General features: G+C 43.1%; 10 protein-coding genes. 3 read left to right on the forward strand and 7 right to left on the reverse strand.

Annotated elements, in window-relative coordinates; translation table 11 throughout:
• Positions 1–5 precede the first annotated feature (5 nt).
• The 5 genes from AB4Z08_RS26855 to AB4Z08_RS26875 form a co-directional block, all read right to left on the reverse strand.
• Positions 6–2,279: a hypothetical protein gene (locus AB4Z08_RS26855; RefSeq protein WP_441576871.1), complete on the reverse strand. Its 2,274-nt coding sequence runs from the start codon at positions 2,277–2,279 to the stop codon at positions 6–8.
• Between the two features lie 5 nt (positions 2,280–2,284).
• Positions 2,285–6,538, reverse strand: a complete 4,254-nt coding sequence (locus AB4Z08_RS26860) for a DUF6603 domain-containing protein (RefSeq protein ID WP_441576872.1) — start codon at positions 6,536–6,538, stop codon at positions 2,285–2,287.
• A gap of 73 nt (positions 6,539–6,611) precedes the next feature.
• Positions 6,612–8,021 carry a hypothetical protein gene (locus AB4Z08_RS26865; RefSeq protein WP_441576873.1) on the reverse strand — a complete coding sequence of 470 codons (1,410 nt, stop codon included), beginning with the start codon at positions 8,019–8,021 and terminating at the stop codon, positions 6,612–6,614.
• 405 nt (positions 8,022–8,426) lie between these two features.
• A complete protein-coding gene (locus AB4Z08_RS26870; protein WP_441576874.1) occupies positions 8,427–9,716 on the reverse strand; it encodes a hypothetical protein in 1,290 nt (429 codons plus the stop codon).
• Positions 9,717–10,163: 447 nt separating this feature from the next.
• A complete protein-coding gene (locus AB4Z08_RS26875; RefSeq protein WP_441576875.1) occupies positions 10,164–10,907 on the reverse strand; it encodes a hypothetical protein in 744 nt (247 codons plus the stop codon).
• A 346-nt stretch (positions 10,908–11,253) separates the two neighbouring features.
• On the opposite strand from AB4Z08_RS26875, the gene AB4Z08_RS26880 reads away from it, so the two are divergent.
• From AB4Z08_RS26880 to AB4Z08_RS26890, 3 genes are all read left to right on the forward strand, one after another.
• Positions 11,254–11,646, forward strand: coding sequence for a hypothetical protein (locus AB4Z08_RS26880; RefSeq protein ID WP_441576876.1), 393 nt, complete (start codon positions 11,254–11,256; stop codon positions 11,644–11,646).
• Positions 11,647–11,855: 209 nt separating this feature from the next.
• Complete coding sequence (locus AB4Z08_RS26885; protein WP_441576877.1) at positions 11,856–16,202, forward strand: CusA/CzcA family heavy metal efflux RND transporter; 4,347 nt, start codon at positions 11,856–11,858, stop codon at positions 16,200–16,202.
• 10 nt (positions 16,203–16,212) lie between these two features.
• On the forward strand, positions 16,213–17,349 hold the full coding sequence (locus AB4Z08_RS26890) for an efflux RND transporter periplasmic adaptor subunit (RefSeq protein WP_441576878.1): 1,137 nt from the start codon (positions 16,213–16,215) through the stop codon (positions 17,347–17,349).
• A 154-nt stretch (positions 17,350–17,503) separates the two neighbouring features.
• On the opposite strand, the gene AB4Z08_RS26895 is transcribed toward AB4Z08_RS26890, so the two are convergent.
• Together AB4Z08_RS26895 and AB4Z08_RS26900 are read right to left on the reverse strand one after the other, a co-directional pair.
• Entirely contained in the window at positions 17,504–18,589 is a 1,086-nt protein-coding gene (locus tag AB4Z08_RS26895) for an efflux RND transporter periplasmic adaptor subunit (RefSeq protein ID WP_441576879.1), read from the reverse strand.
• Positions 18,590–18,608: 19 nt separating this feature from the next.
• The gene (locus AB4Z08_RS26900) at positions 18,609–21,755 is read right to left on the reverse strand and encodes an efflux RND transporter permease subunit (RefSeq protein WP_441576880.1); all 3,147 of its coding nucleotides are present in this window, start codon (positions 21,753–21,755) and stop codon (positions 18,609–18,611) included.
• Positions 21,756–21,763: the final 8 nt, after the last annotated feature.

Raw genomic sequence — 21,763 nt, forward strand, 5'->3', positions numbered from 1 at the left:
TATTTTTAAGATGCCTGACTTTTGAAAATTATAGCTTCGGCAGATTTGATCAATTGGATGGCAAAAGTGGAAGAAGTAAGGGTGTTGTTCTGCAAACTAATCTGTTGTTGTAGGGCTTTTGTAATGGTTTGAATCAATCCATTGGAGTCGTCCGGAGATATATTAAGTACGCGGCTACCGGCTGCCCGCATACAGAGCTGTTGAGCGCCACTGAGATCACGTATTTTCAGCGTACCAATCTGTGTACCCACCGTGCCAGTGGAAGCAACGTTTCTTAATACGATCATTCCATCATCATCAACGCCAAAACCTAATGATTCTCTCGGCTCACTTAGTTCTACACTGGCTGGTACGCCATTAAAGATTACCAGTAGAATATTGGGTGCAGGATGATCTATTCTCAGGATATTAACAGGTAGACCGGCTCCGTCTTTAGGTTTGATCTCAAGATTAGGCCAGCCGGTAACTAATGCCGAACGTAGTAACATGCCACTCATTACATCTGGGGTAGTATCATTTACTGATGCCTTCTTCAATAGTCCTGATCTTATTTTAGCAACCTTCTTTTTCGCGTTTGCTATCACCTGCTTTCTTATTTGTTGATTAAAGTAAACGGATTTAGAAGATTCAAGGCCCAGGCTCAAAGCCCCATCTGCTGCTGCATGTAGCCAGTTTTTATCCAGATAAAAGAAGCGTAAAGACTCATTGGGGAGCAAACGTTCATCGGGTACCAGGCTATCAAAAGGTAGTTTGTATAAGAGCATTAACTGAGAAACCCAGTCGGATAGCGGGTCCGAACCTTTATCTATAAACTGACCCAACTGCGCCTGTACTTCGGGTGTTGAAATAGTTTCTTTATAGAATTGAACAGACATAACAATATCCTTTTTAACGGCTTTGGATATACGTTCTTTAGATGGGGTGTCTGCAATGGATTTAATTCGTTCCAACTGTGCCGTTGTCATGAAGTTCAGGAAACCTGACTGCATGGTATCCGTAATACTATTGAAGTGTGGGGAAACAGAACGATAGTATAGTTGATCTGCTTTTCTGCTTACATTCTTCCGCAAATCTATCAAAGCCTGTTCAAATTTGGCATCCGCCAGTGCCGCGGAGCGTCCTGTTTCCCAGGCGGATGCAAGGGATACATCAAAGATGCCATGTGTTTTGTCGAATATCAATGCAGCATCTGAGTTGGGATATGGATTGTCCGGAATGTTCGGTGTAGGCAGGAGAGGAGCTAATGGGCCTCTGTACCAGCTAAATGTATTTTCTCCATTGCGGGTATGATATGCCATCGGAACATATCCATCATTTATTCGTTTACTTACTTCCTGTAGTGCATTGTCTCCTGCGTTATTTATTGGCGGCAGTTTTAACCATAGCAGCGTAGGATCTATGTTCTCCTGATTGGTTTCTTCCGCCACCAGGTTTAGTACCAGGGCCCTGAAATCTTCTTTGAGGTCTGGTAGTGAATAGAATGCCCAGCTATCCAATGTAATCAGCGATACACTTGTGTAACTTCCGAAATTTGCATTTGGCTGAATATAGTCGTGTAGTCCTTCCAGTGATACCAGGTGTACGATATTCTTCACCGTTTTAACTGCTGCTGAGGTAGGAGCGGCAGCGAACCTGTTTGAAGCAACCACAGAGAATAAGCCATGCTCATTCAATCCCATAATAGCACGGTCGCCTGTATTGATTTTACGCAGATGAGAAAGGAAAGGTAACTCATTCAGATAAGGAGCATGTTGCTGAAATACTGATACAGGGATATTGATATACCTGCAGGGAGATGTACCAGGTATATCTGCTTCTACTGTAACATTTGGAACTAATACAGGAGCTGCCTGCTGCATGAAGGAGGTAATAGTAGTGGCAGAAGATTTTACAGTGGCATCATCTCCATCATTTAACTCATCTTCCTGGAATACCATCAGTGCCAGCCATGGAGTACCCTTTGCCTGCATATCTCTTTCCCACGGGAGTGAAGGATCTTTAAGTACAATATGCGGTAGTACTTCTCCATACAAACCAGTGGTACCGGCGGGAGGATAACGGTTCATCACCTGAGAGGTATCAATAAAAAACTGCGGTGCAGATACTAAAAACTCCTGTACCGAATTAATAGGATCTGTATTGATATCACTCGTTTCATCTTTGAGTGTTTGAGTGATATGAATAAAATGACTTCCTCCCTCTAATGCCGGAACATGATGGTCGAACAGTTGAAGGTCCCCGGCCGGAATGTCTCCACTGATATCCAGTTTTTTGATCATAGTATTTATGCTTGTTCCATTGGAACACTGGTAAATAAATTTGTTGCATTGGCTCCCATATCGCTCATGGCATCATTATCTCCCGAATAAAGACCGATGTTTTTTAATGCTCCGTAAATCGAATCCCTGGAAGATTTAAGCGAAGCGCCTATCTGGCCTATATCATTAATAGTAGTACTGCTTGTTGCCGGTAAATAATCTGAGGATCTCGGCTCGCTGGTATTAAGAGGATTGGCGGCATTATTCGCCAGGTATTCTTCCTGTAGCAGTGTCATGTCAATTAATCCAAAGGTGGTTCCGGGATCCGGGCCTGGCACTTTAATGGCATATCCGGTAAGCTGATTACCTACCAGGTCGGCAGATGGCTTAGCTGGACGTTGAACATAGTTTCCGCCTCCGTCTTTAATCGGAGCGCCCCATAAGTTAGCCGCCAGGTTATCTGTTAATGGCGTAAAAGACCAGTCGCTTACATCTATTTCAGCACCATTTACAGTGCCCAGGGTAATACTTACCTGGTGCACGGAAGTAAGCCCGCTTTTGAACATGGGGCGTATATTGATAGTGGACCCACTGGCACTTTTGCTACCGTTACTTCCGTATTGCAGACTACTGGCAGGAATGGCACTTTGTGTGTTAAATGCAAACGAGCCTGATCTCACAATCCATACAGGAACTGTATTGTCAGAATTGTTATCGTTAAAGACAATTTGTCCGCTACTCTTATCGCGACGTAGCATGGAAGAAACGCCATCATTGGCCACAGACTTCACTATATCCTCTGGCTTAGGTAACATCTGCTTCAATTCCGACCAGCTGAGCGACTGTTTATTCGGATCGTCAGCTCCGCCAGCACCAAAATGTATGGTTACAGTAACTATTACAATATGTACTCTTACTTTTCCTCCCAGTGGAGTACCCCATAGTTCAAGGTCGGCCCCCAGATGTACCGTAACTGTTTTATGTACAAACCAGACACTTATTCTTACGGATGCACCTATTTCTATTCTAAGGCTGGCAGTAAAAGAAAATGGATGCCAGGCTACTATAAGGTCTGCCTGTGCTGTAAACCAGGCTTTAACAGGTCCGCTTTGGTAAAGCACTTCAAGTCCGCCGCCTCCCATCGCACAGGAAGGAGTAATTGCGAAGTAAGATCCACCTTTTATAGATACGTCACCGGATACACGCCAGCTGAAACCTAATCGCTGCACTTGAGGATAGTAGTCAGGAATAGTAAAGGCAGGGTGATAGCCCCCCGCTGTAACCACAAACTGACCGGCATTTGGATTGCTGCCAAACCAGAGATTAAAGGCAAATCCGCCGGTAAGATGACAGTCTTTCGTTAGTACAAATGAATTATTTGTAAGACTGGCGGCAACTCCCAGAAATCCATCCAGTGGCTGAAATACGGCCTCCATTTGTAACTCTACAAATACAAAAGCATTGTCTATACTTACATTCTGGGGCAAACTAAGGGAAGCAAGTCCCAATACTGCAAATTGTAGCTGATGCCCAAATTCGGCGGCCAATAATAATTCTCCTGATATGATATCCGCAATGGTAAATTTCACGCCAGCTGCTAACCAGTAATCGCCCGATTTTGGAGGAATCCATACTTCCGTTTTGCCGCTGTTGCCTGCGATTTCTCCTTCCAGTATTTGTAAGGTGCGCATGGCAATATCTTTAGGGCTGCCTGATTGAGGTGCTCCTATTGCCAGCAATGGAAAATCCTGTACTTCATCAAATTTGGGCATTAATAAATCTCTATTGATCCCCAGTCCGCCCATCACTCCTGTAAAGATCAATGGTGGTGGGCCGCCCAGTACTGCATTTACATCTACAAAAAGAAAGAAGGAAGGAGTATTATCTGTTTTCTGGGCATAAGAACCAAGGGCAGAAAGGCCAAACTGCTCCGCTTCTACAATTAATACGCCGTCAAATTGAAACTTAATACCCGCAGCCAGCTGACTGTCCGGTAATCTGATCAACGCACCTTCAATGGTGAGAGCAGGAGTGGCATAGGCAAAGCCTAAACCATTCAGTCCAAATACCGGTTTGTAGTCATCTTTCAATGCTATACCTGCAGAAAGTCCATCCAGCGAAGCGCCTAACGGACCTATATTCATACTGGCATCTAACGAGGCGCTGATAGTGAAATCTGCATACTTAATACCTATACTTTTGAAAAGTATAGGACCGATTTGTTTGTTAATCTTGAACGAATGTACATTGCCCGTCTGATTTGCATTGTTGTTGGTATCGTCAACATTGGATTTTATCAGTGCGCCATTTGAAGTGATGTAGTAAGCAGCATTGTTTTGTTCCTGAGTATTTGGATAGGAGAGGATTTGTTGCACCAACTGCTGATCTGAGCCTGCGAGTACCACATCGAATCCCAGTGAAATTCCCGGTTTAACGGTTAGTCCGGGTTTTGTTGCCAGGGTAAGATCTCCTATAGTTTTGGAAGTGATGATAAAGAAGCCATCTTTGATTTCAAATTCTCCCTTGATATCATTGCCTATTAATGGGAGCAGTGCTCCTATATCAATAGGGTTATTGGTGCCTAAACCTGCATAGGCTATGAATAGCCAGTCGCTGGCGTTCTTTTTGGCTACTAATGAAAATGCGCCGGTGTAGTTGTTGCCAAAGGTCAGATTCGCATTTATGCTTACCTGATCAGCTACCGTTTTATGATAGTCTATTGTCAGTGTATTCAGCATGATTTCAGGTATGCCCGAAAGATCAATTCCGAATTCTCCAAACAGGCTGGTTAAGAGATCTGATAAGGAAATGTTATCCGCTTCGCCAGTGAAGGTAAATTGTTGGCCAAGGGTGATATCTGCTCCCACAGAGCTATCGCCAATACTGAAGCCTGCCTGTAATTCAAAAGTGGTTGTTCCGTTATTGCTATCTAATAGCAAGTAATAGCTGCTGGAAACTATTTCAGACAGCACCGTCAGATCCCAATAGCCATGCAGCGATAAAGAATAATCTTTACCTGCAACATCAGCTTTTAGCAAAAAGTCACCAAATCTAAGTCCACTAAGTTCATCAGGTATTTGTGTGCCGGGGGCAACTTCCTGAATGATATCAGCAAGACTGATAACTCCTGCATAGTCGGCTTCAATGGATTGAATAGCCCAGGAACCGTTTTTGGTTACAATTATATTAAAGTTCAGTGTGTCTGTAAAGGTCTTCAATGGAATCATTCCACTTGCTGAAAACCTGACAGTGGTTGTTGAATTTGAATCTTTAGGATTAGTCCAGGCTACATTTAAAAGAAAACCTGACAGATCAAAAACACCAAGATTAATATGACTATTGCTTTTCTGGCCTATAGAAAAGATCACCCTGTCTATACTTTTCTGAGTTCCAAGACTTGTGGCGATGTAGAAGCCATTAAGTGTAATTGAATCGAATACATTGTTTAATTCAGAAGGGATAAAGTCGCTAAAGTTAGTGCCTGCAGGCAATACCGCTTGTCCCAATGCGCTGCCTGAAATATTTGCTAAAGTTACATTGTCATTCACTGATTTTCCGGTTATTCGCAGTACTTCTGTGCTTTGGTTGATATCAAGTAACAGTTGCATATTTTCAACAGTAGTGCCTACTGCTGAAATAATTTCCTGTATCAGGTTTTGAGGTTCCGTTATCTGAACAATATAGATAAGGTCATTAATCGTTAAAGTACCAAACAAAGAGAAGCTATCTAACAACTTGGCAGTGAGCATCATAACAGGGTATGGGTATGCGCTGTTATTGACGATAGGACCGGCAGCTTTAACGTCAGTATTCAGGGTGCCAAATATGGCCGGCAGCTTCGATAACGCCTGTAAAGAAAGCCTGGTACCTAAATTCAGGCCTGCCACCAGGGGAATGGAATCACCAGTATTTGCAGACCATAACGGATATGTATCTACGGCTTTAGTGGTATACACGAAATAAGTAGCACTGCAACTGATTTTATTAAAAGGAAAAGTATTCAGTTTAGGAAAGCTATCAGTCCATTTCCATTGATCAGCCATTTGCAGATTTAAGATAAAATCAACGGTGGTATCAGCGGTGAAACTGAGTGACTTAACAGTAATACCAGTCTGGTTTAGCAGATCGCAGTTGCCCGCACTGATTGTAATGCTGTTACCCGTAGGATCAGGGATGTTTGATGCTTGTATTCCTTTTATGGTGATATTGGCTGAAACAGCCAGTCCCAATGCTGTTCGGATAGCAGTGAGCTGTTCATTGGATAGTATGCTGCTATCCAAATTAATACTCCCGTTAGTAGTAGCTTGATTTCTTAAGTTTGCTACTAAATCGTTTATAGACATAAGGTATTCATTAAGTATTGGAAGGAGCAATTGTAGATGCATTCCTATGGATACGGAATTCACCTGAAGTGATAAAGCATTCTTGTGGAACTGCATCGAATGTGCCTGCGTTGGTTTGATGCATACCTGTTCTGACTATTTGTTCGCCCGATTTGACAAAGGAAAGGTCTTTGGTTTCTTTCTTGCTCACAGGTTTAGCTATATCATTCAAAAAATCAAATAGATCTTTAGGGACCCGGGTATCCATGTTTAAAATTGTTAACGGGCCTCTGTTTGCTGCTTCAGAGAGATTTAAATTGATGACCTTTTTTTGGTTATTGTGAGTGATTAGACCCGGATCAATTTTTGTACCCTGAGGTGGGGCAGGTATCTGGCATTTAAGGATTGTTGCACTACTATAGGTATGAGAAACGTTAGTGCTATATTGTTTCAACATCCTGCCAAATGTAATGTCTTCATTTGAAGCAATAAAGTAAGGGCTGAAGCTTAACTCATCGGGTATTTGGGCAAAATTCCACAACGTGGCCTGTTGTAAAAAAGATAGTGTATCCTGGGCGAAATTTATGAGTTCGTCCCCGATGCTTTTTCCTTGCGCTTTACTACCCAGGTTCGTGAAAAACTGCTCTGCACAAAGAGTTTTTGCCACGAAAAATCCCACACCTGGATTTTGGCTAAGCCCTTCACAGGCCGTGAAACCGGGGAAGCCTTTTATATGGCATAGATTGTCATCCAGCATCCAGATTCTTTTGTGAGTAGGGCTATTTTTTTGCTTATAGAAATCTTTGAAGAACTGAAAAACTACATATCTGCTCATGCCAAATCCAAGGCATAAATCATAGTCCTTTTTCGGCTCAATGTTTTCCTTCAGTGTACTCCACCCTATAACAGTGATATCATAATCGGAGAGTTCATTGACATAAAATTCATATTCTGTCTGATGAACAAATATGTAAAAGTTTCTTTTTGTGTTTTCATTTGTATATCGTTTGGGATAGTAAAAAGGGACAGGGCCATTTGTGAATATCAATTCATCTGTTACTTTGCCACTAAATTTGCCTGCCGCAGCAGCGATAGCATTATCACCATTTTGCATAGCCGCTTTGATCCAGCTTGCCCGACCAGAAGACATGACAACAATAGGAGGGTCTTTGCCTTTTTCGTTTGCAGTGATTTCATCGTCTGTAATTCCTCTAAAGTATAGCTCATTGAAATTGACCCGTATTTTGAATGAATCTATACGCTTTTGCATATGTGCTTTGACGTTGACCAAATTAATTGTTTGCTCTTTGGGAAGAATTAACGGCATATATTTATTGGTGCCTTTGTAGTTCTTGTTTTTTAAGTCGGCGTCATTATTGATATACTGGTCTGAGTCTTTTAGATAGTTGCCATTAAATCTGGCATTTACATCAGCAGCCATATGGTAATATTTTATGAGGGAATTAAATAAGATTTGGATAGTGGGTTTTTAGTTTAGTAATGCCAAAGAATCCTCTGTCATGCCGGTAAGGCATGAGAAAGCACAGTGATCATAGAATGCGGGCATTACTTCCCCTGGGTTATGGTGAATGATTTTTTGGCGATTAGTGATTTAAATGTTTAAGGTTAGGTATACTTATAATGTATGAATGGTTATTGAGTTAGTAGGAGAACAATATTTTTTTAAAATGGTTCAATCTTGTTTTTTAAAATGGGGGAATTTTTTTTGGTGAGAATGGTTATCGTGTTGTAATGCAATCCTGTATTGGGTTTGTAGATATTGTTAAAAAAATGTTAAGAGTATTTCTGTTTACGGTTATGCTATTGGAGAATGCTCCTATTAGAACTACTTCTGTAGACTATAATTTCCTGATGTCTCTTTTATTAAATTGTAGCCATCTGCGAGTTGTAGTTCCCAGCCCTTGCCGTTTACTTTATTACCGGTAATTTTATAAGGGAGGCCAAGACTGATTTTATTCCAGGAGGCGCTAAGCAATGAGCCCTGGGTGACAGTTAGGATTCCCCATTTATCAGACACCCTTATATTGACATATACTGTTCCATATCCTTCCAGTGGAATAATATTTCTGGGGTCAAAGGAAATACTCATCTGCTCAAAACGTAGTTCCGTGTGAGGCTGTGTTACAAATTCCTGTTTATAGGCAGCTAACTGCTGTTTGATTCTTTCTTCCCTTTCAGTTTCGGCTGCTATAATTGTAGCTCCGTTATATTGCGCCACCCTGGTAGCAGTAATTGTTTGGATATCTTCAGGTACGGAGAGGTTTAATGCTGTGATAAAATAGGTGGCAAGGTTAGTGTTGTTCTTAATTTGACTGTTCCATCCTGGTTGTATTTGGTATAGAAGATAGCCATATATGGGGATAGTGTGATATGCAAAGGATCTCACAAAAGTAGGATTCTGCAGGAACTCATTAACTGATTTATCAAAGTGTAGTATCATCTGTTCTTTATTTCGACCACTCATTACTGCACCAGTGTATTCTGCAAGGCCTTCATTTAGTTCCAATGCATTTTCAAGCGTATCTGCACCAGGATAACATAAATAGCGATATCTCCTGAATGTAAATGCATCTGTTAAATAATTTTTCCTGCCGGAAATATCAGGAGCATGTAATGCTTTTAACATGGCTTCCAGCTCCAATCTAAGGTAAACTCTACCATCCTTTTTATCAAGATGATTATTTGCAGGATTGGCTGCTATAAAAGAAAGACTTGACTGGGTTTTGTGAAACAATTCGTGTGTTAACAGATTGAGCCTGTCTTCTTTGTTTTCAGGTAAGGGTAAGATAATCATCGCCCAGGTTTTGCCCTGCCAATGGATAGCAGTATTGGCTATGTTTATCTTTTCCGGTAAGATGCCGGTATAAATACTTCCGTTTTTTTGCAATGATCCGATGCTGTCAGACTCATTGGCGTAGACCTGGCGGGTCTCCCGGTTAACCAGCAATATCGGACCATATATGTTTCTATTCCATAGCGATGTATGGTTCATAGTGGCGGTTGCCGCTTCATTAAAATACATCTGTATTTGCCTGGCTGATATGTCCGGATGTTGGCCATTAGCAGTGATAATGCTACAATAGAAGCTCAGAACGGTTAAATAGAATACCCTCATGGATTAAGTTTAATCAGGTTGCTATAAAAATAGTGGAAGTTTGATACTTATTGGATGCTCTGCTAAGAGCATCCAATTATATTTTCCCTCTTTTTATCGTGTGGCAATTAAAGAGAAGCTAAACGGAAACGGTTTTAATGGACACCACCTGTTTGATACCCTTTAATTACGAGATAAATGTATTGTCATTATGTAGATTCTGTCTATGCTATGCTTAACACCCGCTATGTACCTATAGTAACACTGCAGGAGAGGTGGACTTGATGCGGGGATGACGTTCGGATGTATAACCCCGGTGAAATTGCATCAGCAAATGGATGGAAGTGAGAATCGGCCATAGAAAGGCTGCTTCAGTGCCAGGCTGTAGCTGCGGGAAGAGATATACTATTAAAAGGAAGCAGGTATAAAGGGTTTATTCATCAAAATATCTCCGGAGGCAAAGTAGCTTTATTCCAGTTGAATGACAGCTGGATATGCGTGTGTATAGGTACGAAGAGAAGGCAGTATCGTCCGCTTTGGGTAAGTGCGTTTTTTAGCATATTTGGGAACCTGTGGCGCCGCCACCGCAATAATATCGGCGGCCATGTATTGTCTGTTGCCCGATGGGCCATCGCCGTACATCGCTCTTACCTGGAAAACGACTACCAGTGAACCCGGTCCGGGTACATACAACGAAACATTTGTTTCCTGGAAAGTGGTAGCCGGATCTATCATCAGCGTAACCGTTTCGCTACCTGTCACCTGGCGTGATGTAAAATCAATTCGCGTGGCGATCACTTTTACTTCCAGCGCAGTAATATCTTTATACCCGGCGATGGTTTGTGCGGGAATATGTAATATCCCGTTATTGCACAGCCGTGGCGCCACCGTAAAGAAACGATCTACTCCGGTATGCTGATTGAAGCGAAAGCCAGTTATGGCGGCGTGATGATCGCCGGCAGCAATGAGCAGCCTGTTGAGCCGATTGATGTGGCCACCGTCACAATGGATATCCAGGTGGGGATAGAAAGCATGCCGGATAAGAGCGCCTTTCCTGCTGGCGATGCCAAAGCGCCTGGATGCGCGGCGGGTAGCAGCCGTTTGCTGCACGCTTTGAGGCATGGAGCGCAGGAAGTAGTTGCCATTGCGCCTATACCCAATGAGAGGGCCGAGTTTTCCCGTAAAGGGAAGGATAGACATTTGTTTTGCCATGAGAGATTATTTTGATTACTATAAATATAACACAATTCGGGGAACGTGTTTTCGGGATAGATGGAAGCTTTAGCTAAAGCTACTGCCTGTTAAAGCGTAACTTCTGAAATTGGAAAATGCTTTACTGTAATGAAATAATAATCTCCCCAGGAGTTTGCCAAGGCGTCACCGGATGCAAACATTCGCGCGTTGAGAGGAATTGAAATTGAGTAATGCAGCATACATGATGCGCAGCGACTAAGCATTGGGTTATTTAAATTTGTTGTTTTTCAGTGTTTTATAAGCTATAATAAATACGCAAATTTTACTAATTAAATTTCTTTCAAAGAATAACTATATTTACAGCATGCGATCATGGATTACCAAAATATCGTTGGTGCTGGCAGTAATGGTTATTACTGCACACAACCTTGTTTATCATAATCATGATCATCATCACTTTGCGATCCGGCATTCTTCAGATCATGATGAAGACGAAGATCATGACAATGATCATGGGAAGCATGGCTTGTTTGCAATTAATCTGATAGATCATTGCTTCACCTCCCAGTCGTCTAATGACCTGCAACATACCCTGTCATTATTAACTTTACCTCCTGTTCCGGAGCCGGTTTGTTTACCGGAAGTTACCTGCTATCCGATTTTAAGAACAAGCTATCAGTTGAAGCATGAATTTCCGCCTCCGCTGAAAGCTCGTTCCAGCATGTCTTTTAGAGGTCCCCCAACCTTATCAGCATAATTTTCACCGGATCATTCTTTGTCTGGCAGGCTTTACTATGCAATAACTACAAGTTGCATAGGAGCTGATACATGACATACCCCCTTTTCTATACTTTATTTTGGAAGCTAATGGCACCGGTAGGCTATGTTTCCAGCAATTACTGCGATTTTACTTTTTAGTACCTGTGTCGGCCAGGATAGGTGGAACAGGTATACCAATTATTCGATATGCTGAATAAGATCATTGAATTTTCAATCAGGAACAAATTGATTGTCGGTTTATTTATACTGGGCCTTATTGGTTATGGTATATATGAGGTCATGAGATTACCCATAGATGCGGTTCCTGATATTACAGATAACCAGGTGCAGGTGATTACGGTTACCCCTTCGTTGGGCGCACCTGATGTAGAGCGGCTGATATCTTTTCCCATTGAACAGGCAAACAGTAATATCCCCGGGCTTAATAAGATCCGGAGCTTTTCCCGGTTTGGGTTGTCGGTGGTGACGATTGTGTTTGATGATGATGTGGATGTATACTGGGCGCGGCAACAGGTAACAGAACGTTTGCAGGAAGTACAAAGTCAGATTCCATCCGGCTTCGGCACTCCGAAATTAGCGCCAGTAACAACAGGACTGGGAGAAATCTACCAATACACTGTTCGTCCTAAAAAGGGATATGAGGACAGATATTCTCCGATGGACCTCCGTACCATCCAGGACTGGATTGTGCGCCGGCAGCTATTGGGTGTAAAAGGAGTTGCTGATGTAAGTAGCTTTGGTGGGTATCTTAAACAGTATGAGATAGCTGTAGAACCGGCAAAACTGAAATCTTATGGGATCTCTATCAACGATGTATTCAGGGCGCTGGAAACAAATAATCAGAATACAGGGGGAGCCTATATAGAACAGGAATCCACTGTACTTTTCATCAGAAGCGAAGGACTGGTAGGTTCTGAAGAAGATATCAAAAAGATTGTTGTGAAAAATACCACCAATGGTACTCCGCTGCTGGTAAAAGATATTGGTGATGTTCGCCTGGGCCATGCCACCCGATACGGTGCGATGACCTATAATGGCGAAAGGGAGGTATCCGGCGCGGTGGTAATGATGCTGAAGGGAGCCAATAGTAATGAAGTTATCAAAAACATTAAAACACGTATAGATCAGATACAAAAGACACTACCGGAAGGTGTAATTGTAGATCCTTTTCTTGACAGGACTAAGATGGTGAACAACGCCATAGGCACGGTTGAAAAGAACCTGCTGGAAGGTGCGCTGATTGTGGTTTTTGTATTAGTGCTCTTTCTGGGTAATTTCAGGGCTGGTTTATTGGTGGCATCAGTGATACCGCTGGCTATGCTGATAGCCGTTATTATGATGAATACCTTCGGCGTAAGCGGAAACCTCATGAGCCTTGGTGCGCTGGACTTTGGCCTTATTGTAGATGGTACTTTGATTATAGTAGAAGCCTGCATGTTCCGGCTGCATCATTATAATAAAACAACCATTACACAAAAGGAAATGGATAACCTCGTACTGGAAACTTCCGGCAGGATGCGAAATGCTGCTGTTTTCGGTGAATTGATTATCCTGATTGTATACCTGCCCATCTTTGCATTGGCGGGTGTAGAAGGGAAAATGTTCAAACCAATGGCGCAAACGGTCGCCTTTGCGCTATTTGGAGCCTTCCTTCTTTCTTTAACCTATGTGCCTATGATGAGTGCATTGGTTTTAAGTAAAAAGATTCCTGCAAAACTATCCTGGTCCGACAGAATGATGGAAAAGCTGGAGACACAGTACCGGCGTGTGCTAAGCCGGGTTTTAAATTATCCAAAGCTGATCATCGGTTCTGCTGTTGGCATGCTGGCTGTTGCCCTGTTTGTTCTGTCTTTACTGGGTGGAGAATTTATACCACGGCTGGAAGAAGGCGATTTTGCAGTAGAAACAAGGGTGCTTACAGGCAGTAGTTTGAAGACATCGACCACCGCTGTTTCCCAGGGAGCAAAGATACTATTGGCGAAGTTTCCGGAAGTAGAAGAAGTAGTAGGAAAAACAGGTAGTAGTGAAATTCCTACTGATCCCATGCCAATAGATGCCAGCGATATGATGGTGATCCTTAAAGATAAAAAAGAATGGACCTCGGCAAAAACTTTCGATGAGCTAACAGAAAAAATGTCGAAGGAACTGGAAGCCATCCCCGGTGTAACCTTTGGATTTCAATATCCGGTACAGATGCGCTTCAACGAACTAATGACCGGTGCCCGCCAGGATGTGGTCTGTAAGATTTATGGGGAAGATCTTGACAGTCTTTCGATATTGGCAAATCGGTTAGGTGCAGTGGCCGGAACAGTAAAAGGAGCCGCAGACTTATATGTAGAGGCGGTAACTGGTATGCCCCAGATCGTAATACAGTATAATAGAGATGCTATCGCCCAATATGGTCTTAATATTAACGACATCAACAGAATCGTAAACACCGCTTTTGCCGGACAAAGCAGCGGCCTGGTATATGAAGGAGAAAAACGCTTTGATCTGGTGGTTCGTTTAAGCGGCCAGCAACGAAAAAATCTGGTAGATGTTCAAAATCTGCTTATTCCAACTCAACAGGGCACCCAAATACCCTTATACCTGGTAGCCAGTGTATCTATACAGGAGGGCCCTAATCAGATACAGCGGGAAGATGCACAACGCCGGATTATTGTTGGATTTAATGTGCGTGGCCGTGATGTACAGACCGTTGTAGCCGAATTACAGCAGAAGATATCCGGCAAAATAAAATTACCTCCCGGGTACCATATCACTTATGGTGGGGCATTTGAGAACCTGGAGGCGGCAAAGAAACGTTTAAGCATCGCCGTACCTGTTTCCCTGTTACTCATTCTGTTAATGCTATATTTTGCCTTCAGCAGTATCAGACAGGGACTGCTTATTTATTCCGCTATCCCGCTGTCGGCCATTGGAGGTATTTTGGCACTGGCATTACGTGGTATGCCTTTTAGTATATCGGCAGGTATTGGCTTTATCGCCCTGTTTGGCGTTGCTGTGCTCAATGGGATTGTATTGATCGCTGAATTTAACCGTCTGCACAAAGAAGGGATGAATGATGTCAGGGAAATTGTATTGAAGGGTACAGGCGTGCGTCTTCGCCCGGTATTGATGACGGCATCAGTAGCTTCCCTGGGCTTTCTGCCAATGGCACTGAGCAATGGTGCAGGGGCGGAAGTACAACGGCCACTTGCTACCGTTGTTATTGGGGGCTTAATAATAGCCACGTTTCTTACCTTATTTGTACTGCCAATGCTTTATATCATCTTTGAAAAACGTCACTTAATGAAATCCGGTAAACATCTTCCGGGAGCTGCCCTCTTGTTATTGCCATTCCTATTGTTGGTAGCTCCGAAAATACAGGCCCAGCAGGCTGTTTCGTTAAATGCCGCGCTGGATACTGCAATGAAGAATAACCTTTCAATCCGCAATCAAAAACTGAATGCAGATTATCTGAATAAGTTGAAAGGGGCCGGATGGGACGCCAATCAGACCGTGTTAACGGGTGAATTCGGCAAAATCAATAGCGCCTATAATGACAATAAATTTGCCATCACTCAAACCATAAAATTCCCTACCATTTATAGCAGGCAGAAAATGCTGCTGAATGAAGAATGGAAAGAAGGGATGCTGAATGTTGCCGTAAAGCAAACGGAACTCAGGCGACAGGTTACATTTGTTTATTATCAGCTGTTATTCCTACGCAGCAAGAACGAATTACTGCATCATACGGATAGCATTTACGCTGTCTTTTTAGAAAAAGCAGCGTTGCGTTTCAAAACCGGGGAAAGTAATCTGCTGGAAAAAACCACGGCAGAAACGCAACGTGGCCAGATTGGATTGCAGTTAGAACAATTACAACAGGACTATAGCATCCTTCAGGCCAGGTTAAAAGTATTGCTAAATAGCTCAACAGACCTGGAGCCGGATAATAGTCCACTTAAAATGCCAGCACCTGATACCGGTGATACCGCAGCACTTTTAAAGCATCCATACCTGCAGCTGTTGGAGCAACAGGAGCAGACTAGTCTTTCAAAATATAAACTGGAAAAATCCAGGTTATTGCCCGACTTGCTGCTAGGCTATAACAATATGACCATGCGGGGTATGGGAGCTGATAATAAAGAATATTCCGGCGGCACCCGTTTTCAGTCTGCACAGGTGGGTGTGGGTATCCCACTTTTCTTTGGCGCACAGAAAGCAAAAATCAATGCTCAGAAGATCAGCCAGGAACTAGCTGTCAATAACTATCAGGCAGGATTACAGGAACTACAGCTGCAATACGATCAGGCAGCTAAACAATATAAAAAAGCGATGCAGGCGGTTACATACTATGAATTATCCGGGTTGAAGAACGCTGATACCATTATTGCAACAGCCAACCTACAGTATTTGAATGGTGACATCAGTTACCTGGAATGGGTGATGCTGAACAACCAGGCTTTTAGTATTCAGAATGAATACCTGGATGCCGTGAATAACCTTAATCAGTCCATCATTGAATCCAATTCTTTATTAAACAGGTAATACAAAATTCATGAAACAGTTTATCGTCATAATAGCTACATCCTGTTTATTAGCGGCATGTAACAGCAAACCTAAAGAAGAAGAAAAAGCGCCAGTAGCCGGTAAAGAAAATCTCATTGAAATGACGGATGCCCAGTTGAAAAACGCTGGTATCATTGCAGCGCACCTGGAGAAACGCAGTATATCCGCTGTCATTAAAGTAAACGGACAGATTGATGTGCCACCGCAGAATATGGTTAGCATTAGTTTTCCGTTGGGCGGGTTTCTTAAATCGACCAACCTTTTACCCGGTATGCACATAAGCAAAGGAGCTGTAATAGGAGTAATGGAAGATCAGCAGTTTATTCAGCTACAACAGGATTACCTTACGTCCAGGGCGAAATTGGCCTACCTCGAAAAAGAGTATCATCGTCAGCGGGAGCTTAATCAAAGTAAAGCGACCAGTGATAAGCTATTTGAGCAAACCGAAGCCGAGTTTAAAAGTATGCGAATCCTGAACAAATCGGTAGCAGAAAAATTACAGTTAATAGGGATCAATGCATCTAAACTTGATGAAAACAGTATTTCAAGAAGTGTAAATATATATTCTCCTATAAATGGCTTCGTATCTAAAGTGAATGTGAACGTAGGCAAGTTTGTAAATCCATCGGACGTGTTATTCGAAATTGTAAATCCTACAGATATTCACCTGGCGCTGACAGTGTTTGAAAAAGATTTAAACAAACTGGCTATTGGTCAAACGGTAAAAGCCTATAATAATACCAATCCTGAGAAAAAATATAATTGCAGGATTATTCTTATTGGTCAGGACCTTTCTTCAGAAAGAAGTGTACAGGTACATTGTCATTTTGAGCAGTATGATAAATCATTGATACCGGGTACATACATGAATGGAGATATTGAAACCGCGAATGACAGTACCTGGTCATTGCCGGAAGCTGCGGTGGTACGTTTTGAAAATAAGGAATTTGTTTTTTGCAGGAAAGAGAATAACATTTTTGAGATGTTAGCGGTCAAGACAGGTAGCCATGAGAGTGGTTACGTTGAAATTATAACAGCAAATGCCGATAATCTGGTCAACCAACAAATTGTGGTTAAAGGTGCTTATTCCCTTCTGATGAAAATGAAAAATACCGCTGAAGAATAATGGCCAGGAAGGCAGATGGATAAAAAAATATCCGGGAATGCCAGCATAAGAAGGCGTTCCCGGATAGCTGATATTATTGTAACAGTGATATTGTCTGGTCTTTGGGCAGCATACATATGATAGCAGGCAATAAAAAAATATTGCATTATTGACCTTAATGTTTCAATACCCAAAGGCCCGTGCTACCTGGTTTTCTTTCATCTGTCGCTTTCTTTAACAGTGTATCGCCAACTGATAGGTTTCCAAATATCTCAATGCCTGCATCAACAGTCATGCCTTGCCGGATGTCTACCCATTCTGCTTTGCCTTGATTAACACGAATCACAAACTTCTTTTCCTGGGTGGTGGCAACAGCTGCAAAAGGGACGATGAATGATGACGTACCGCGTTCCAGGGCAATCTTTACATAAGCGAAGGAACCTGCTTTGAGTAAGCGATCACTGTTATCCACCTGGAATTCCCATAACTCAGTGCGGGTGCCGGGATCAATCGTTTCTGATTTGCGGGTAAGCACTGCTTTGAAACGCTGTGTGGGATAAGCATCTACCCGGAAATCGATATTCTTTGACATGCTGGCAGCAGCCGTATAGATTTCGGGAACCGCTGCACGAAGGCGCAGGGTCCGGTTATTCTGCACCGTGAGTAACATGGCATTGGAACCTACCAGCGATCCGGGGTCGGCTTTACGGGCAGTGATTACACCGTCAAAAGGTGCGGTGATATAGAGGTATCCGGACACTTCTTTATAGGCCTGCGATTGTTTACTGGCAGCTACATATGTAGCACTATCCGCCAGCATTACATTGCGACTACGCTCCAGGTCCACGGGGGCTACAATACCGGGTGTTTTGGCCTGGGACGCCCGAAATAACCGATCATAATTATCTCTGCTGGATGCCCATTTAGCCTTAGCGGACTGCAAAGCTGCTTCTGATTCTGCAAACCGGCTGTTAACTTCCGGTGCTTCTATAATGGCCAGTGTTTGTCCTTTTTTCACGCGGTCGCCCAGATCTACTTTCATGGCACGTACAAAGCCCTGTACTTTGGCAAACAACTCTGCATTTTCGTATGGAATCAGTTCTGCTGGTAACTCGATCGTTTTTTTAACGGTATCATGTTTCAAAACAAATACCGGCACAGTATCCTGCGCGGCAGTTGCGCTTTCTTTTTCCGGTTGCTTCTGTACGTTACCGCAAGCCATTAATATTATAATGGCACTAATGAACGCGATGGATCGCATATAATTGAGTTTATTTTTATTACTGTTTATCATAGTGTGTGCTGTTTGCATCATCCGGATCTAAAGAAACATACTTAAATGGCCTTCTCCCGATGATCAGTTGATATACATGAGGCAGAAAAAACAATACACCGATAGCGGAGAATAGGAGTCCTCCAATTACTGCGATGCCCAACGGAGCTGTTTGATCGCCTCCTTCCGAAATGCCTGAAGCCATCGGGATCATTCCTGCTATCATTGCGGCACTTGTCATTAAAATAGGACGTAAACGCGCTTCGGCTGCCCGCATGTGGCCGAAGGGAACACCTTCTTTCCTGTTAAATTCAGCGTTTGTAATAAAAAGCACCGCATTGGCAATGGCTACGCCCACCGCCATGATCGTACCCATATATGACTGAATATTTAAAGAGTTGCCGGTAACTAAAAGGAACAACAATGAACCGGCAACTACCGCCGGTATAATGGATAAAGTAGCCAGTGCAACCCGGAAGGATTGAAAGTAAACAACCATTACCAGGAAGATGACGATCACTGCTATCAATAATCCAAATTGCAGACTGGTAAGCGTTTGCTCCAGTAACTGCGGCTGACCGCGTAGCAGGATTTTGGCGCCGTTCGGAAGTTTTCCCATACCGGAAACCATTTTGTTTACTTTACTGAAAACGGTTCCTGCATCCTGTTTATGGACGTTCGCTGTAATAGTAATGTAACGCTGCTGATTAAGCCGGTCATATTCTCCTGCAACAATAGTGCGCTTCCAGGTGGCCACTTCACTCAGGTAATGCGTATTGCCAATGCCTCCGGATATTGGAATAGCTTCCAGCTGTGCGGTACTGTTCATACGATATTCAGGATATTGCACCTGTACCTGGTAGGCAGTACCGGTTGTTTTGTCCAGCCAGTAATTAGGCGTGGTAAAACGACTGGACGAAGTGGCTATTGCAATTGAACGGGCTACCTGTTCTCCTGAAATGCCCAGTTGTCCTGCTTTTACCCTATCTACCTCTAGCCGGATGGCCGGATAATCCAATGGCGTAGATATTTGAAGATCACGTAAGGAAGGAATGGCAGACAATTTATTTAATAATTCCTGTGCTGTCTTTCTGCCTTCTGCCAGATTACGGTTCACCACAGCTATTTCTATCGGATTGGTACTACCAAGATTTAGCACCTGTTCTACGATATCACCCGGTTCAAATGATATGTTTGCTTTAGGAATTTCTTTGGCAATAGCAGCCCGTAGTTTTTCCCTGAAAACGGTGATGGGAATAATACCTTTCTTCAGTTTTATTTTAGTAACCGATTCCTGTGGTCCACTTGTCCACAAATGAATATAGTTTACGGGGAAGCTGGAAGGCTGTGTTCCGATAAAGGCCGATGTAATCTCCGTATTTCCTTTGCCGGCAATGCTGTCGGACAAAGATAAAAGTCGCCGGGTAGCATCCTCTGTTCGCTCGAAGCGCGTACCAACAGGAAGGCGCAAGCGGACCTGCGTTTGTCCGCTGTCGGTTTGCGGGAATAGTTCTGTTCCTGTAAATGAAAATAGGAGCAAAACCAGTCCGACTGAAATAACCAGGAATAATGTTGTTACCCAGCCGAAACCCGATTGAAACCGTTGTCCCGCGGCAGCATACCGTTGTTTTATTTTATAGTAAAATCCTTTATCGGGCTGTCTGTCTTTGTTATCCAGGTGATCTTTCAGTAACCAGTTGGACACCACCGGTACAAAAGTCTGAGATAACAGGAATGATGCTATCATAGCGAATCCTACAGCCAATGACAGTGGTAGGAACATGGCTTTAGGCACACCAGTCATAAACATGGCAGGTACAAAAACGGCCAGGATACTCAGTAAGATCAGCAGTTTGGGTCCGGCTATTTCCCGACAGGCATCTGCAATCGCACGGGCTTTGTCTTTACCCATTTCCTGATGACGATGTATATTTTCAATCGTTACCGTGGCTTCATCCACCAGTATTCCTACAGAAATGGCTAACCCTCCCAGCGTCATGATATTGATTGTCTGACCGGTGAGATATAATAGTGTGGTGGAAGAGAGTAGGGCCAGCGGGATAGTCATTATAACAATCAGTGCACTACGGCGATCACCAAGAAACAGCAATACCATCAAGCCTGTAAGTATGGCTCCTAAGCCACCTTCAAACAACAGGCTTTTCAGCGAGTTAATAACGTATCCTGATTGGTCAAATTCGTAAGTAACTTTAATATCTGCTGGTATGGCGTCCTGCATATCCGGCAACGCTGCTTTCACTCTCTGTACCACATCCCAGGTAGAGGCATCTGCACGTTTGGTAACCGGAATATAAACAGATCGTTTACCGTTAATAAGCGCATAGCTGGTGGTAACGTCTGCACCCAGCGTCACGTTGGCAATATCTTTCACATATACTGCCGGACCTGCACCTAATTGCAGCGGCGTATTCTGCAAGTCCTGCAAGGTTTCAATGACACTGTTTTGTGGAGTGATATAGGTGGTATCACCGATGCGAACATTACCAGCGGGGGAGATGGTATTAAATTTGGCAATGTTCTGCACCACCTGATCAGGTGAAAGATTATGTCCCCGCAACTTTTCAGGATCTACCGTAATCAGCACTGTTTTTTGGTTACCCCCGAATGGTGGAGGAGCAGATACACCTGGTAATGTAGAAAACATGGGTCGTACCTTAAACAAGGCTAAATCTGATATCTCACTTAATGATCTGCTTTCTGAACTGAAAACCAATTGTCCTACAGGAACGCTCCCAGCATCAAAACGGGTAACAAATGGTGGTACTGTACCTGGCGGCATAAACGCTCTTGCACGGTTCACATAACCAACTACTTCCGCCATCGCCTGACTCATATCTGTGCCTTCGTTAAATTCTATTTTTATAATAGCAGCACCCTGAACACTTTTAGATTCTACATATTTAACACCTGTAATGTATAGAAAATGGTATTCGTAGTAGGAAGTAACAAATCCTTCTACCTGTTCGGGCGACAGCCCGCCATAGGGTTGTGCAACATATACTACCGGCAAACCAAGGCGGGGAAATATATCCACCTTCGCATTGCGGACAGACAGGAAAGAAAAAAAGAGGATGGCAATAACGGCTACCAGTATGGTGACGGGATGCCTTAATGCCGAAATGATTAGTTTCATAAAGAGCG

Origin of the sequence: Chitinophaga sp. RAB17, assembly GCF_052114225.1 — a bacterium.
Classification (GTDB): Bacteria; Bacteroidota; Bacteroidia; order Chitinophagales; family Chitinophagaceae; genus Chitinophaga.